This is a genomic window from Micromonospora solifontis (assembly GCF_003725545.1).
Classification (GTDB): domain Bacteria; phylum Actinomycetota; class Actinomycetes; order Mycobacteriales; family Micromonosporaceae; genus Micromonospora; species Micromonospora solifontis.
This window is the reverse complement of sequence record NZ_RJLN01000013.1, coordinates 1-14,980: the sequence shown is the minus strand read 5'-3', so window position 1 is coordinate 14,980 and position 14,980 is coordinate 1. Positions and strand designations below refer to the sequence as shown.

Annotated in this window: 16 protein-coding genes; 3 read left to right on the top strand and 13 right to left on the bottom strand. The window is 73.2% G+C overall.

Going from position 1 to position 14,980, the window contains the following annotated elements:
- Nucleotides 1-9: 9 nt before the first annotated feature.
- The 7 genes from EFE23_RS06805 to glyA all read right to left on the bottom strand — a co-directional run bounded on the left by EFE23_RS06805 (nucleotide 10) and on the right by glyA (nucleotide 4,638).
- Nucleotides 10-831: a F0F1 ATP synthase subunit delta gene (locus EFE23_RS06805; RefSeq protein ID WP_123240039.1), complete on the bottom strand. Its 822-nt coding sequence runs from the start codon at nucleotides 829-831 to the stop codon at nucleotides 10-12.
- Entirely contained in the window at nucleotides 831-1,370 is a 540-nt protein-coding gene (locus tag EFE23_RS06800; protein ID WP_123240038.1) for a F0F1 ATP synthase subunit B, read from the bottom strand. Before EFE23_RS06800 ends, EFE23_RS06805 begins: the two co-directional genes overlap by 1 nt.
- Before the next feature lie 29 nt (nucleotides 1,371-1,399).
- A complete protein-coding gene (locus tag EFE23_RS06795) occupies nucleotides 1,400-1,633 on the bottom strand; it encodes an ATP synthase subunit C-like protein (RefSeq protein WP_046563803.1) in 234 nt (77 codons plus the stop codon).
- A 68-nt stretch (nucleotides 1,634-1,701) separates the two neighbouring features.
- Nucleotides 1,702-2,499: a F0F1 ATP synthase subunit A gene (gene atpB, locus EFE23_RS06790; protein ID WP_123240037.1), complete on the bottom strand. Its 798-nt coding sequence runs from the start codon at nucleotides 2,497-2,499 to the stop codon at nucleotides 1,702-1,704.
- Nucleotides 2,500-2,510: 11 nt separating this feature from the next.
- Nucleotides 2,511-2,747 carry an AtpZ/AtpI family protein gene (locus EFE23_RS06785; protein WP_123240095.1) on the bottom strand — a complete coding sequence of 79 codons (237 nt, stop codon included), beginning with the start codon at nucleotides 2,745-2,747 and terminating at the stop codon, nucleotides 2,511-2,513.
- A 174-nt stretch (nucleotides 2,748-2,921) separates the two neighbouring features.
- On the bottom strand, nucleotides 2,922-3,356 hold the full coding sequence (locus EFE23_RS06780) for a hypothetical protein (protein WP_123240036.1): 435 nt from the start codon (nucleotides 3,354-3,356) through the stop codon (nucleotides 2,922-2,924).
- A complete protein-coding gene (glyA, locus tag EFE23_RS06775; protein ID WP_123240035.1) occupies nucleotides 3,349-4,638 on the bottom strand; it encodes a serine hydroxymethyltransferase in 1,290 nt (429 codons plus the stop codon). Before glyA ends, EFE23_RS06780 begins: the two co-directional genes overlap by 8 nt.
- A gap of 35 nt (nucleotides 4,639-4,673) precedes the next feature.
- Between glyA and EFE23_RS06770 the strand changes: the two genes are divergently transcribed.
- On the top strand, nucleotides 4,674-6,140 hold the full coding sequence (locus tag EFE23_RS06770; RefSeq protein WP_123240034.1) for an SDR family oxidoreductase: 1,467 nt from the start codon (nucleotides 4,674-4,676) through the stop codon (nucleotides 6,138-6,140).
- 88 nt (nucleotides 6,141-6,228) lie between these two features.
- On the opposite strand, the gene EFE23_RS06765 is transcribed toward EFE23_RS06770, so the two are convergent.
- The 4 genes from EFE23_RS06765 to prmC form a co-directional block, all read right to left on the bottom strand.
- On the bottom strand, nucleotides 6,229-8,343 hold the full coding sequence (locus EFE23_RS06765; RefSeq protein ID WP_123240033.1) for a transglycosylase domain-containing protein: 2,115 nt from the start codon (nucleotides 8,341-8,343) through the stop codon (nucleotides 6,229-6,231).
- A 111-nt stretch (nucleotides 8,344-8,454) separates the two neighbouring features.
- On the bottom strand, nucleotides 8,455-9,066 hold the full coding sequence (locus EFE23_RS06760; RefSeq protein WP_123240032.1) for an arsenate reductase/protein-tyrosine-phosphatase family protein: 612 nt from the start codon (nucleotides 9,064-9,066) through the stop codon (nucleotides 8,455-8,457).
- A complete protein-coding gene (locus EFE23_RS06755; RefSeq protein ID WP_123240094.1) occupies nucleotides 9,067-9,711 on the bottom strand; it encodes an L-threonylcarbamoyladenylate synthase in 645 nt (214 codons plus the stop codon). It lies immediately after the preceding gene.
- A complete protein-coding gene (prmC, locus tag EFE23_RS06750; RefSeq protein WP_123240031.1) occupies nucleotides 9,711-10,658 on the bottom strand; it encodes a peptide chain release factor N(5)-glutamine methyltransferase in 948 nt (315 codons plus the stop codon). The genes EFE23_RS06755 and prmC overlap by 1 nt, the downstream gene beginning before the upstream one ends.
- Nucleotides 10,659-10,734: 76 nt before the next feature.
- On the opposite strand from prmC, the gene EFE23_RS06745 reads away from it, so the two are divergent.
- Nucleotides 10,735-12,288: a GGDEF domain-containing protein gene (locus EFE23_RS06745; RefSeq protein ID WP_123240030.1), complete on the top strand. Its 1,554-nt coding sequence runs from the start codon at nucleotides 10,735-10,737 to the stop codon at nucleotides 12,286-12,288.
- A 120-nt stretch (nucleotides 12,289-12,408) separates the two neighbouring features.
- On the opposite strand, the gene prfA is transcribed toward EFE23_RS06745, so the two are convergent.
- Nucleotides 12,409-13,497 carry a peptide chain release factor 1 gene (gene prfA, locus EFE23_RS06740; protein ID WP_123240029.1) on the bottom strand — a complete coding sequence of 363 codons (1,089 nt, stop codon included), beginning with the start codon at nucleotides 13,495-13,497 and terminating at the stop codon, nucleotides 12,409-12,411.
- A 112-nt stretch (nucleotides 13,498-13,609) separates the two neighbouring features.
- Nucleotides 13,610-13,834: a 50S ribosomal protein L31 gene (gene rpmE / locus EFE23_RS06735; RefSeq protein ID WP_120679469.1), complete on the bottom strand. Its 225-nt coding sequence runs from the start codon at nucleotides 13,832-13,834 to the stop codon at nucleotides 13,610-13,612.
- A gap of 250 nt (nucleotides 13,835-14,084) precedes the next feature.
- Here rpmE and EFE23_RS06730 point away from each other — a divergent pair.
- A partial coding sequence (locus tag EFE23_RS06730) for a phosphatase domain-containing protein (protein ID WP_123240028.1) occupies nucleotides 14,085-14,980 on the top strand: 896 nt, incomplete at its 3' end.

Sequence of the window (14,980 nt, the reverse complement as noted above, 5' to 3'; positions counted from 1 at the left end):
AGACGCTGATCAGCGCTTCGCGAGCGCGTTGCGGGTCTCGTTGAGGCGGCGCAGGACGGTGCCGTCGTACAGGTCGGAGCCGACCCGCACGCTCACGCCACCGAGCACGTCGGGGTTGACCGTCTGCCTGACGGAAACCTCTCGACCGTACATCTCGGAGAGGCGGGCACCCAGGCGTCGCTCCTCCTCGTCACTCAGCGGGGCCGCCACGGTCACGTACGCGACCTGACGGTCCCGCCGGTCGGCGGCCAGCTCGACCAGCCGGGTGAGCGCCCCGCTGAAGGAGCGTCCCCCGAAGCCGGCCAGCGCGGCCTCGACGAGGCGGACGGTGACCGGCCGGGCCTTGCCGGAGAGGAGCTGACCGGCCAGGGTGGCCCGCCGCTCGGCCGGGGCCATCGGGTCGGAGAGCGCGTTGGACAGCTCCGCCGAGCCGGCGACGACCTGCCCGAAGCGGAACAGCTCGTCCTCGACCTCGCCCAGCTCACCAGCCTTGTCGGCGCTCGCGAGGAGCGCCTCGACGCCCAGCCGCTCGGCACCGTCGAGCAGTTCCGACGGGGCCGACCAGCGGCCGGAGGCCAGCGCGGCCAGCAGCTCGAGTGCGTCCCCGCCGACCTTGCCGGCGAGGATCGCGTTCAGCAGCCCGGCGCGGTCCTCACCCGAACGGGCCGGGTCCGACAGCGCCCGGCGCAGCCGCGGCTCGCGCCGCAGCAGGGCGGCGACGGAGAGGATGTCGTCGGCGGTGGAGACCACCGCCGACGGCTCCGCGCCGCGGGCGTACGCGTCGAGGCGCTCGGCCGCGACCTTGTACGACTCCCGGCTGGCGGCCTGCATCAGCGGGCCCCCGTGCTCTCGAGACCGCTCAGGAACCGGTCCACGGTGCCCTTGCGGCGCGCCTCGTCGGCGAGCGACTCACCGACGATCTTGCTGGCCAGGTCCACCGCGATGGCGCCGACCTCGGTGCGCAGCTCGCGCACGATGGTGGCCCGCTCGGCGGCGAGCTGCTCCTTGCCGGCGGCGATGATCCGGTCGGACTCCTCGCGCGCCTTGGCGAGGATGTCCTGGCGGATGCCCTCGGCGTCGGCCCGGGCGTCGTCGCGGATCTTGGCGGCGTCGGTACGCGCCTCCGCGAGCTGGGCCCGGTACTGCTCGAGCAGCTGGTTGGCCTCGGCCTGGGCGGCCTCGGCGCGCTTGATGCCGCCCTCGATAGCGTCGACCCGGGCCTGGAACGTCTGCTCCATCCGCGGGAAGACGAACTTCATCAGCACGAAGCAGAGCACGATGAAGGCGATCCCACCGACCACGATCTCCTGCCAGGCAGGAATGATCGGGTTGTGGGCCGCTTCACCACCCTCAGCGGCGAGGAAGTACATGGGAAAACCTCCCGGTCAGAGGGGCTGGATCAGGCGGTGCCGGCCCAGATGAAGCCGAAGGCGATACCGAGCAGCGCCAGGGCCTCGATGACGGCGAAGCCGATCCAGACGTACGGGAGGGTCATCCGGGACGACTCCGGCTGGCGGGCCGTCGACTGGATGTAGGCCGAGAAGACCAGGCCCACGCCGATGCCCGGGCCGATGGCGGCCAGGCCGTAACCGATGGCAGCGGTGCTGCCCGTTACCTCGGCAAGGATGCTCATTGCGGTTCCTCCTGGTTATCACGCGTGACGGTCACGCGGGACGACAACGGTTGGTGCGAAAGAGTGGATCAGTGCTCTTCGGCGAGCGCGCCCTGCACGTAGCTGGCGGTCAGCACCGTGAAGACGTACGCCTGCAGACAGATCACCAGGAACTCGAGGAAGGTCAGCGCGATCGTCATCACCCAGGACAGCACCGAGACCGGCGCCAGCCAGGCGTTGGCGCTGAGCATGGCGAACCCGCCGAGCGTGAAGACCAGCAGGAGCATGTGACCGGCGAACATGTTCGCGAAGAGACGGACGGCCAGCGAGAACGGCCGGACCAGGAAGGTCGAGAAGAACTCGATCGGGATCAGCAGCGGCAGGATGTACCAGGGCGCCGGCGGGACCAGCGAGTTCTTGAAGTACTTCACGAAGCCGTGGTGCCGGATGCCGATCCAGTTGAACATCACGTAGCTGATCACGGCGAGGAACGCCGGGAAGGCGATGTGCGAGTTCGGCGAGATCTGGAAGAACGGGATGATCGCGAACGCGTTCGTCAGCAGGATGAAGCAGAAGAGCGTGGTGAAGTACGGGGCGAACCGCACACCCTGGTGCCCGATCATGTCGACGGCGATGTTGTTCCGCACGAAGCCGTAGATCGACTCGGCGAACCACTGCTTCTTGGTCGGCACCAGCTGCGGCTTCCGGTAGCTGGCCAGGAAGAAGATGATCAGGACGCCGACGGCGAGCCAGACCATGGCGGTGATCTTGGTGAACCAGTAGTTGTCGTGCGCACCCCAGGGCAGGATGCTGGGCAGGTAGAAGTCCTCCACGCTGGGTGGGAATTTCGCCTGGCCCGCTGCCAGGACGTTCGCCTGTCCGAACACCGCGTCCCTTCCTAAGTAGGCGTGCCCAGTCGGCGGACGACCAGGACGATCCCCCCGGCCATGCCGAGCACTACTCCGACGCCGGTGGCGATGCCCCCGGTGTCGAGCCAACGGTCGACCAGCCAGCCGATGAAACCCCAGACGAGCATGCCCCCGATGAGGTACGAGAGCGCGGTCCAACCCTGACCGGCACCGGACGGAGAGTCGCCCGGGCCGCCAGTGTTGGGGGGTTTCTGGTCACCGGCCATGACGGGGCGAACGATATCAGTCGAGGAGACGAGGCTGTGCCTCACCCCCCGCACAACCTGGTTGTGTGGGACACGGGCGGGCGAAGTCGTCTGGAGGCACGCTACTCCTCCCTCGCCACTGAGAGAATGACCGATCGCGGACACACCGGCGCGCCGTCCGAAGGATGGGATCCGTCAGCTGTGGACGCGCCGGGAGTGCACCGTGGCCAGCCACCAGATGTGCACCCCGGTCCAGACCAGCACACCCGCCGCGATGCCGAGGCAGAACGGGATCAGTCCCGGCCAGCCGCTCGCCCCCACCAGCACCATCACCCCACCGAGCAGGGTCATCTTGGCGATGTAGAGGCCCAGGCCGAAGGGGAGCACGAGCTGCGGGTCCCGGGCGTCGGCCCAGGCCAGCACGACCGTGGTGAGCGTGTAGCCGAACGCGGTGACGGCCACGCCGGCCGCCGCGCCGAGCGCGCCGTCCGCCCCCCGGACCGTCCCGCCGACCACCGCCGCCGCCGCGGCCAGCAGCACCGAGGCGACGACCAGCACCGGCAGGTGCCGCAGCCGCCAACCCCGGTCCGCGTTCGCGTCCGCCGCCGCGCGCGTCCCCGGCTCAGCCACGGGGGTACGCCGGGAAGGCGGTGACCAGCTCGGTCACGTCGGCGGCGATCCGGGTCAGCTCGTCGGCGCCCCCGGGTGACCCGGGATCGGTCCGGACGGCCCGGGCGATCAGCGTGGCGATCCGCCGCATCTCCCCCTCGCGCATGCCCTGGGTGGTGACGCTCGGGGTGCCCACCCGGATGCCGGAGGCGACCATCGGCTTCTGCGGGTCGTACGGGATCGCGTTCTTGTTCAGGGTGATGCTCGCGGCGTCGCAGCGCGCCTCGGCGTCCGCGCCGGTCACCCCCGCCTCGCGCAGGTCGATCAGGGCCAGGTGGGTGTCGGTGCCGCCGGACACCGGCCGCATCCCCTCGGCGGCCAGCCCCTCGGCGAGCGCCTGGGCGTTGCTGACCACCTGGGCGGCGTACGTCCGGAACTCGGGCTGGGCGGCCTCGCGCAGGGCGACCGCCTTGGCCGCGACGGCGTGCATCAGCGGACCGCCCTGGGTGAACGGGAAGACCGCCTTGTCGATCCGGGAGGCCAGCGACTCGCGGCAGAGGATCATGCCGCCGCGCGGGCCGCGCAGCACCTTGTGGGTGGTGGCGCAGACGACGTCGGCGTACGGCACCGGGGACGGGACGGCCCGCCCGGCGACCAGCCCGATGAAGTGGGCGGCGTCCACCATCAGGTACGCGTCGACCTCGTCGGCGATCTCCCGGAACCGGGCGAAGTCGATCAGCCGGGGGTACGCCGTCGCGCCACAGATGATCATCTTGGGGCGGTGCGCCCGGGCCAGGTCGCGCACCTCGTCGTAGTCGATCAGCTCGGTGTCCCGCCGGACCGGGTAGCCGACCGGGTGGAACCACTTGCCGGAGAAGTTCACCCGGCTGCCGTGGGTCAGGTGGCCACCGTGCGGCAGGTCCATCGCCAGCACCGTGTCGCCCGGCTGCACCAGGGCGGCGTACGCGGCCAGGTTGGCGTTGGCGCCGGAGTGCGGCTGGAGGTTGGCGTGCTCGGCCCCGAACAGCTCCTTCGCCCGGGCGATGCCGATCTCCTCGGCCCGGTCCACCTCGGCGCAGCCGCCGTAGTAGCGCCGGCCCGGGTAGCCCTCGGCGTACTTGTTGGTGAGCGTGGAGCCGAGGGCGGCAAGCACCGCCGGCGAGGTGAGGTTCTCGCTGGCGATCAGTTGCAGGCCGCCGCGCAGCCGGTCCAGCTCACCGAGCACCACCCCGGCGATCTCCGGGTCGACGGTGCTGAGCTGCTGGAAGTCCGGCCCCCAGAAGGTTTCCCTCGCGTTCTCCACAACGAGGGAGTCTACGGAGCCGCAGACTGGAAGCCGTGAGATGCCTCGTCACCGGCGCGACCGGTTACATCGGCGGCCGGCTCGCGCCCCGCCTGCTCGCCGAGGGACACGTCGTACGCTGCCTGGCCCGCAAGGCCGGGCGGCTGCGGGACGTGCCGTGGGCGGCCCAGGCCGAGATCGCCGAGGGTGACCTGCGGAAGCCGGAGACGCTGCCGGCCGCGTTCGAGGGCGTCGACGTGGCGTACTACCTGGTCCACTCGCTCGGCCAGTCGGGCTTCGAGGCGGCCGACCGGGAGGCGGCGACCAACTTCGCGGCGGCCGCCCACGCCGCCGGCGTACGCCGGATCGTCTACCTCGGCGGCCCGGAGCCGAAGGAACGGGACGGGCTTCCCTCGGCGCACCTGCGGTCCCGGGCGGAGGTGGGCCGGATCCTGCTGGACAGCGGCGTGCCGACCGCCGTGCTCCGGGCCGCGGTGATCATCGGTTCCGGCTCGGCCTCGTTCGAGATGCTGCGCTACCTGACCGAGCGGCTGCCGGCGATGGTCACCCCGCGCTGGGTCCGCAACCGGATCCAGCCGATCGCGGTCCGCGACGTGCTGCGCTACCTGGTCGGCTGCACGACCCTGCCGCCCGAGGTGAACCGGGCGTTCGACATCGGCGGGCCGGAGGTGCTCACCTTCGAGCAGATGATGCGGCGGTACGCCCGGGTGGCGGAGCTGCCCCGGCGGCTGATCCTCCCGGTGCGGGTGCTGACCCCGTCGCTCTCCTCGCACTGGGTCGGCTGGGTCACGCCGGTACCGAGCTCGATCGCCCGGCCGCTGGTGGAGAGCCTGGTCCACGAGGCGGTCGCCCGCGAACACGACATCGCCCGGTACGTCCCCGACCCGCCCGACGGGTTGACCGGCTTCGACCAGGCCGTCGCCCTGGCGCTGGCCAAGGTGCGCGACGCCGCGGTGGAGACCCGCTGGTCCACGGCGAGCGGGCCGGACGCCCCGGCCGAGCCGCTGCCCAGCGACCCGAAGTGGTCCGGCGGGACCGCGTACACCGACCTGCGGGAGCGGGAGGTGGCCGCACCGGCGGGCGCGCTGTGGCGGGTCATCGAGGGGGTCGGCGGCGAGCACGGCTGGTACTCCTTCCCGCTGGCCTGGTCGGTCCGGGGCTGGCTGGACCGGCTGATCGGCGGGGTCGGGCTGCGCCGGGGGCGGCGCGACCCGCACCACCTGCAGGTGGGCGAGGCGCTGGACTTCTGGCGGGTCGAGGAGATCGTCCCCGGCGAGCTGCTCCGGCTCCGCGCCGAGATGCGGCTGCCCGGCCGCGCCTGGCTGGAGATGCGCGCCGAGCCGGACGGCGACGGCCGCAGCCGGTACGTCCAGCGCGCCGTCTTCCTCCCCCACGGCCTCGCCGGCCACCTCTACTGGGGCTCGGTCTTCCCGTTCCACGCGGTCGTCTTCGGCGGCATGGCCCGCAACATCGCCCGCGGCGCCGAACACCCACCCCCGTAACCCCCCCCACCCACCCCGGCGATCTTGCAGGTGGTTCGCGGCCTGTGCCGGCACCACAAGTGCAAGATCGCCGAGGTGGGCCGTGGGGCTAGTTGCCGGTGCGGGGGGCGGTCTGGCGGTAGGCGATGGACTGGCTGGGCGGGACGAAGTCCCGGACGGGTTCGTCCCGCAGGGCGTACGCCAGCAGGTTGCCGACGGCGGAGATCTGCCGGGTCTGCACGCCGCCGCCGACGGCGTCCTGGGGGTTGTCCGGATTCGCGGCGATGGTGGCGACGGCGAGCTGCGGGGTGAAGGCCACCACCGTCTCGGTCGCGTTCCGCTCCGAGCTGCCGGTCTTGCCGGCGAGCGGCCGGCGCAGCCCGGGCGCCAGTTCCTCGGCGGTGCCGCCGTCGCAGCGGCGGTACATCGACTGGTCGCCGACCGGGCAGCGGGAGGCGTCCGCCGCCGCCCGGGCCACGTCGGTGTCGAGCACCTGCCGGCAGTCGGTGTTCCCGGCGGCCACCTTCCGGCCGGTGGCGTCGGTGATCGAGGTGACCGGGGTGGGTCGGCACCAGACCCCCTCGGCCGCCACCGTCGCGTACGCGTTGGCCACGTCCAGCGGGGTGGTGTCGACGACGCCAAGCGTGAACGGGCCCCAGTTCTTCGCGCCCTCGCGGGCCAGCTTGGCGTCCGACGGCGAGCGCAGCACGATGCCGAGCCGCTGAGCCATCTCCACCACCCGGTCCGCCCCCACCCGCTCGGTGAGCCAGGCGAAGTACGTGTTGACCGAGCGGCCGAAGGCGCTCCACATGGTGCGGTGGCCGTCCATCCATGACGGGCTGGCGTTCTCCGGGCACCAGTACCCGCCGCAGCTCGCCGGGCCGCCGTCGACCGGGAAATCGGTGACGTAGATGCGTGGCGCGTCGAAGTCGGTGTCCAAGGGCAGTCCGGACTCCAGCGCGGCGAGCAGCGCGAAGAGCTTGAAGGTCGAGCCGGCCTGGTAGCCGACGATCCCGCCGCCTCCGGCCACCAACTGGTTGACCGTGTTCGGGTAGTTCTGCTGCCCGTCCGGGTTGGCTGCCACGCTGTAGGTCCGGTTCACCGCCATGGCCAGCACCCGGCCGGTGCCGGGTTGCACCACCGCGGTGGGCGCGGCCCGCTGGTTGCTCGTCGCGTAGATCCGCAGCACCTGCTCGGTGGCCATGCGCTGCACGTCCGGGTCGAGCGAGGTGACGATCTTCCAGCCGCCCCGGCGCAGCGTCCGCTGCCGCTCGTCCTCGGACTTGCCGAAGGCCGGCTGGGCGTTCCACCACTGGGTGAACCAGTCGCAGAAGAAGGCCCAGTCGTTGTGCTCCTCGGGAACCGCGGCGCAGTCGTTCGGCGTGGCGCTGGGCTTGAGGTGGAGCTGCTCGGCCTTCGCCCGGACGGCGTCCGCGGCGGCGAGCTGCCCGGTCTCCACCATCCGGTCCAGCACGTACGCCCGGCGCCCGATCGCCGCGTCGGCGTCGCCGTTGATCGGGTCGTCGGTGTCGGGCGAGCGGACCAGCCCGGCGAGCAGCGCCGCCTGGGCCAGGGTCAGCTTGTCCGGCGTGGTGGAGAAGTAGCGCTTGCTGGCCGCGGCGATGCCGTACGCCCCGGCGCCGAAGTACGCGATGTTCAGGTAGCGGCCGAGGATCTCGTCCTTGCTCAGCTCGCGCTCCAGGGCCAGCGCGTACCGCATCTCGCGGACCTTGCGGCCCACGGTGACCTCGGTGGCGGCCGCTCGCTGCTGCTCCGTCAGCCGCGGATCACCCGCCAGCGCGTTGCGGACGTACTGCATGGTCAGCGTGGAGGCGCCCTGCCGGGTGCCGCCCTCCCGCCGGTTGACCGTGAAGGCGCGCACCACGCCCCGCAGGTCGACGCCGTGGTGCTGGTAGAACCGGACGTCCTCGGCGGCCACGATGGCCTGCCGCATCACCGGCGCCACCTCGGCGACCGGCACGTCCACCCGGTCCTCGACGTAGAACGAGGTGATCAGGGTGCGGCCGTCGTTGGCGTAGAGGTTGGACCGCTGTGCCGGCTGCGGCGTACGCAGCGACTCGGGCAGCGCGGTGTAGGGCATCAGGTTCTTGAAGCCGAGCCCGAACACCAGCGCGGCCGGTAGCGCGGCCGCCGCCAGGGCGAGTCCGGCGAGCACGCCGGCGAGCAGGACGGTGAACAGCTTGTCGAGATGGGCCCGGTTCATCAGCTCTCCCCGCAGGAGCCGGCCATGGGACCCGTTCAGAATGACCGGAATCGGCGGTTGTGCCGCCTTCTTCCCTTAAACGCGCAGAAAGTTCGCGAGAAAGGATGAACCTCAGGGCAGGAGGGCTGCGGCCAGCGGCTGGACCGTCTCCTCGATCTCGTCGGCCACCCGGCTGAAGCACTGATCTCCCCGGCCCCAGGGGTCGTCGAGGTCGTCCGTGGGCAGCGCGGCAGCACCCTGCCGGGCCGCGTCCACCGCCGACACCAGCGCCACGCCCCGGGCGTACACCGCGTCCGGGGTCGCCTCGACCGGAGGCAGGGCGGCGACGTCCACCCCGCCCAGCAGCCGGCCGAACTCGCCCAGCACGAAGGTACGCGCGGCGGCGTCCGGCCGCAGCGCCACCACGTACTCCTGCTGGTCGGCGGTGGCGGTGAGGACCAGGTCGGCGGCGTCGATCAGGTCGGAGCGCAGCTTGCGGGCGGCGAAGCCGGCCACCGCACCGCCGCGCGAGGTCACCTGCCGGGCCGCCGGCGGGTTCATCTCCTCGCCGGCGTGCCAGCCGCCGGTGCCGGCGCTGTGACTGTGCAGCAGCTCGTCGGAGCGGTCCGGGTCGGCGCCGAGGCGGCCCAGCCGCTCCCGGACCGCGAGCACCAGTAGCCGCTCGGCCATCGGGGACCGGCAGATGTTGCCCATGCAGACGTGCAGGACGGTGAACGGCGGCACTCAGACCCCCCGCTCGTCGAGGATGTCCGGCACCACGTCGCGCAGCTTCTCCAGGGACACCGCCCCCTGGCGCAGCACCCGGGGCACCTCGCCGGTGAGGTCGACGACGGTGCTCGGCACCGGATCGAGCGCCGGGCCGGCCTCCAGGTAGGCCCGGACGCCGTAGCCGAGCTGCTCGCGGGCCTCCTCGGCGGTGAGCGCGGCCGGCTGGCCGACCTTGTTGGCCGAGGCGACCGCCATCGGGCCGGTCTCCCGCAGCACCTCCAGCGCCACCGGGTGCAGCGGCATGCGGACCGCCACGGTGCCGGTGGAGTCACCCAGGTCCCAGGCCAGGCTCGGCGAGTGCTCCACCACGATCGTCAGCGCGCCCGGCCAGAACGCCTCGACCAGGTCCCGCGCCGAGCGGGGCAGCGAGAAGACCAGACCGTCGAGGGTGTGCCGGGAGCCGATGAGCACCGGGGGCGCCTGCCGGGCGCCGCCCTTGGCGTCCGCGAGCGCCTTGACCGCGTACGGGGTGAAGGCGTCGGCGCCGATGCCGTAGACCGTGTCGGTCGGCAGGACGACGAGCTCCCCGTTCTTGACCGCCTCGATGGCAGCGGCGATGCCGCGGTCCCGGTCGGCGGGCGACCGACAGTCGTAGAGCATCACGAGGAGCCAGTCTGCCACGCCGGGGCGGCGTCGGCGTGCTGGCCGTCCGCCCGCCGGGACGCGGTGGCGAACCGGGGCCGGCCGGCCAGGTCCCGGTGCTCCTCGACGTGCGCGTACCGGCCGTCGGCGGCGAGCAGCCCCGGCACCGCCGCGCCGTGCGTGTCGTCGTGCTCGATCCCCAGCGCGCCGCCGGGGCGCAGCAGCTCCGCCGCCCGGGCCACCACCGGACGGATCACGTCCAGCCCGTCCCCGCCGCCGAAGACCGCCTCGTCCGGGTCGTGCCCGGCCACCTCGGGCGGGACGGCCATCGACCGCGGCACGTACGGCGGGTTGCAGAGCAGGACGTCGACCCGCCCGACCAGGTCGGCCAGGAGGTCCGGGGCGGTGACGTCGGCCGCGACCACCTCGATCGGGGTGTCCCCGGCGGCGGCCCGCGCGGCCGCGTTGCGGCGCAGCCAGTCCAGCGCGGCCGGGGACCGCTCGACGGCCACCACCCGGGCCGCCGGCAGCTCCTGGGCGACCGCCAGGGCGATCGCGCCGGAGCCGCTGCACAGGTCCACCACCAGCGGGGCGGCGTGCCGCCGGCCCTGCGCCACCCCCCAGCCCGCCAGCAGCTCGGTCTCCGGACGGGGCACGAACACCCCGGGTCCGACGGCCAGCTCCAGGTGCCGGAAGCCGGCCACCCCGGTGAGGTGCTGCAGCGGCTCCCGGGTGACCCGCCGCGCCACCAGCGCGTCCAGCCGCTCCCGCTGGGCCGGCGTGAAGCCGTCGGCCAGCGCCAGCCGGCCGCGCGGCACCTCCAGCACGTACGCGCCGAGCAGCTCGGCCTCCGCCCGGGGCGACTCGATCCCGGCCGCGGCCAGCAGCCGGGCCGCCCGGGCGACGACCAGTGAGGGCCGCTCGCGTTCTGTCCCTTCGGACGGGTGTTGCGGGAGGAAGGTCACGACATAATCATGAAGCGTCGCGGGTTCGCAGCACGAGCGGGTGCGTCCGGCAGGCACACCGACAGGGAGGTCGCGGGTGGGCTGGCTCGACCGGGTCGAGGACCAGGTTGACGCCCTGCGGCGTGCCCGGACACTGCAGGAGTCCAGCCGCTCGGCCGAGGCCTGCGGCCTGCTCGACCGGGTGATCCGCACCACCGACGACCCGTACGCCCGGGCCGACGCGCTGGTGCAGCGCCTCTCCGCGCTGATCAATCTCGGTCGCACCGCCGAGTTCACCCGGGCCATCGAGGAGGCGTCGTCCGCCGTCCGGGACCTGGCCGAGCCGTACCTGCACGGGCACCTGAACGCCCTGGCGGCGCTCGCCGCGCACCACCAGGGGGCGCTGGACCGGTGCGTCACCCACCTGGTGAAGGCGGCCCGGGCGCTGACCGCCGACGACGACCCGGACCGGGACACCGCGTGGGGCTGGCACGACCTGGCGATGGCCTACTCGTACCTCAGCTTCCACGGGCACGCCCTCGGCGCGATCGAACGCGCCCGCCAGGTGGGCCTCACCGCCGGCATCCCCGAGGAGACCTTCGCCGCGCCGGGCATCCGGCTGCGCAACGCGGTCGCCCTCGACCACAACGGCGACAGCGACGGCTGCCTGCGGGTGCTGCGCGACGTGGCCGGCGACCTCAACCGCTTCCTGCGCAGCGGGCGGGCCGGCAGCCTCCGGCCGAGCAGCCTGGCCGCGTACGGGTACGCCGCCGCCCGCCGGGCCGCTCTCGGCGACCGGGTGGAGGCCGGCACCGACGCCGACCCCGCGCGGCTGATCGGGCACGGCGGCGACAGCGCCCGGGCCCGGGACCTGCGCCAGCTCGGGCAGGTCTGCCTGGCCATCGCGGACGGCCGGCCGATCGAGGCGGTCACCCGGCTGGACACCATCCGGGTCTCCAGCGAGACGCTCGGCGCGGCCGAGGCACCCCGGCTGCGCAGCATCGCGCTGGCCCGCGCCGGGGACCACGCCGCGGCGCACCGGGCCGACCGGCACGCGTTCCGGCTCGCGGCCCAGCGCAACGACCGGCTGCGGGACGTCTACATCGACGGCATCGCCGCCCGGATCGACCACGAGGAGATGCGCCGCGAGGCCGCCCGCTACGAGGGCGAGGCGCTCACCGACCCGCTCACCGGGCTGCCCAACCGCCGCCGGCTGGAGCGGTACATCGGCGCGGTGGTGGCCCGGGGCGAGCAGGTGGTGATCGGCGTCTGCGACCTGGACGGCTTCAAGGCGGTGAACACCCGGCACGGCCACCATTCGGGGGACCTGGTGCTGCAGCGCATCGCCGGGGTGATCAACCGGGTGATGCGGCGCGGCGACTTCGTGGCCCGCTACGGCGGGGACGAGTTCGTCGTGGTGCTGCCCGAGGCGGGCATGACCGAGGCGGCCGAGGTGGCCCGCCGGATCCAGGCCGCCGTCCGCACCGAGGACTGGGAGTCGCTGGTGCCCGGGACCCCGGTCGGGGTGAGCATCGGCTTCGCCGAGGTGAACGGCGGCTCCGGGGCGAGCGTCCGGGAGGCCCTGGGCGCCGCGTTCGAGCTCGCCGACCGGGAGATGCTCCGCGCCAAGGACCGCCTCCGCGCCTCCTGACCCCACACGCCCCCGCCCGCCAGCGGCGTGCGCGCTCGTTCACGGAAAGAGTGGCCATCCGGGACGGAATGGCCACTCTTTCCGTGAATCAGGGCGGATCTTGGGGGGTGGTGCGGGGCGTCAGCGGCGGGTGAGTTCCGTTTCGCCGGCGAGGCGGGCGGCGCGGTCGGCCTCGGCGAGCGCGTCCAGGACGCCGTCCAGCTCGCCGCCGAGGGCCAGGTCGAGGTTGTACGCCGTGTAGCCGATCCGGTGATCGGTGATCCGGTTCTGCGGGAAGTTGTACGTGCGGATCCGCTCCGACCGGTCCACCGTGCGGACCTGCGCCTTGCGGGCGTCCGAGGCGGCGGCGTCGGCCTGCTCCTGGGCCACCGCGAGCAGCCGGGCCCGCAGGATCCGCATCGCCTGCTCCCGGTTCTGCAGCTGCGACTTCTCGTTCTGGCAGGAGACCACGATCCCGGTCGGCACGTGGGTGATCCGGACCGCCGAGTCGGTGGTGTTGACCGACTGGCCGCCGGGGCCGGACGAGCGGAACACGTCGATGCGCAGGTCGTTCGGGTCGATGGTGACGTCGACGTCCTCGGCCTCGGGCAGCACCAGCACGCCGGCCGCGCTGGTGTGGATCCGGCCCTGCGACTCGGTGACCGGGACGCGCTGCACCCGGTGCACGCCGCCCTCCCACTTGAGCCGGGACCAGACCCCGTTGCCGCCCTCCGGGACGCCCTTGGCCTTGATCGCCAGGGAGACGTCCTTGACGCCGCCGAGGTCGGAGTCCTGGGAGTCGATCACCTCGGTGACCCAGCCGTGCCGCTCGGCGTACCGGGTGTACATCCGGAGCAGGTCGCCCGCGAACAGCGCCGACTCCTCGCCGCCCTCGCCGGCCTTGATCTCGACGATGACGTCCTTGGCGTCGTGCGGGTCGCGCGGGATGAGCAGCTCGGCGAGCTTCTCCTCCAACACCGGCAGGGACGCCGCGATGGCCTCCGCCTCGGCGGCGAACGCCGGATCCTCGGCGGCCAGTTCGCGGGCGGCGGCCAGGTCGGCCCGGGCCTGCTCCAGCTCGCCGGCGGCCTTGTGCAGCGGGACCAGCTCGGCGTAGCGCCGGCCGACCCGTCGGGCGGTGGCCTGGTCGGCGTGGATGGCCGGATCCGCCAGCCGCCGCTCCAGGTCGGCGTACTCGTCGAGGAGGGCGGCCAGGCGCTCACTGCTCATGCTGCGGATGCTCCTTCGACGACGACGAACGGGCGGGGACGGACAGGAAAGGTCGGAAACGGACGAACGCCCGCGCCCGGCGCGGAGCCGGACACGGGCGTCGTCGACGGAGCTACTTGGCCTTCTTGGCCTGAACCTTGGCGTACTTCTGCTGGAACTTCGCGACCCGGCCGGCGGTGTCCAGCACGCGCTGCTTACCGGTGTAGAACGGGTGGCAGGCGCTGCAGGTCTCGACGCTGATCTCACCGCCCTTGGCGGTGCTGCGGGTCGTGAAGGTGTTGCCGCAGGAGCAGCGGACCTCGGTGGTCACGTACTCCGGGTGGATGTTGGGCTTCATGTCGCCTCGGTCCTTTCGTGGATGGTCGCCGGGTCGCCGTCGTGCTCCCCGTCGTCCCGACGGGCTCAGGCGTGAACCGGAACCGGTGGCCGATTGACCAGTGTGCCATGGGCGGCAGCCGACCCGGCGAGCGGGCCGCACACGAGGTCCGGCAGGCTCAACGCTCACCTCCCCCGACGCATTCCCGGGCGGCTCGCGGGCATTCGTCAGGCGGTACGGGGAGGACCGGAACGAACAGGGAGGTACGGGGATGTTCCGCCTGATCGCCACCCGCGGGCTGCCCGCCTCCGGCAAGACCACCTTCGCCCGGCGGCTCCAGCCCGACGTGGTCCGGGTCAACCGGGACGACCTGCGCCGGATGATGCACGGCGCGCGGCTCTTCACCCAGTGGGCCGAGGGGCAGGTCACCCGGGCCCAGCGGGCGCAGGTGGAGGCGCTGCTGGCGGCCCGGGTGAGCGTCTGCGTCGACGACACCAACCTGCGCTCCCGTACCCTCCGGGACTGGGCTGAGCTGGCCGAACGCTTCGGCGCCACGTTCGAGGTGCACGACTTCACCGACGTACCGCTGGACGAGTGCCTGCGCCGGGACGCCGCCCGGGCCGAGGAGGACCGGGTCGGCGAGGCGGCGATCCGCCGGCTGCACGAGCGCTACCTGGCCCACCGCCCGCTGCCGCTGCCGGTGCCGACCGCCCGGACGGGCGGCCCCGGCCGGGTGGCGCCGGGCCGGGCCGAGCGCCCCGACATCGTGCTGGTCGACATCGACGGCACGGTCGCGCTGAACGTCTCGCGCAGCCCGTACGACATGACCCGGGTCGCCGACGACGCGCCGAACGAGGCGGTGATCGCGGCGGTCCGGGCGATGCACGCGGCCGGCCACGGCGTGCTCTTCTGCTCGGGTCGGGACGCCTCGGCGCGGGCCGACACGGTGGCCTGGCTGGCCCGGCACGTCCGGGTGCCGTACCTGGCGCTGCACCTGCGGGCGATCGGCGACCACCGCAAGGACGCCGTGGTCAAGCAGGAGATCTACGAGCGGGAGATCCGGGACCGGTACCGGGTGGTCGGGGTGTTCGACGACCGCCAGCAGGTGGTCCGGATGTGGCGCTCGCTGGGCCTGACCGTCTTCCAGGTCGCCGACGGCGACTTCTG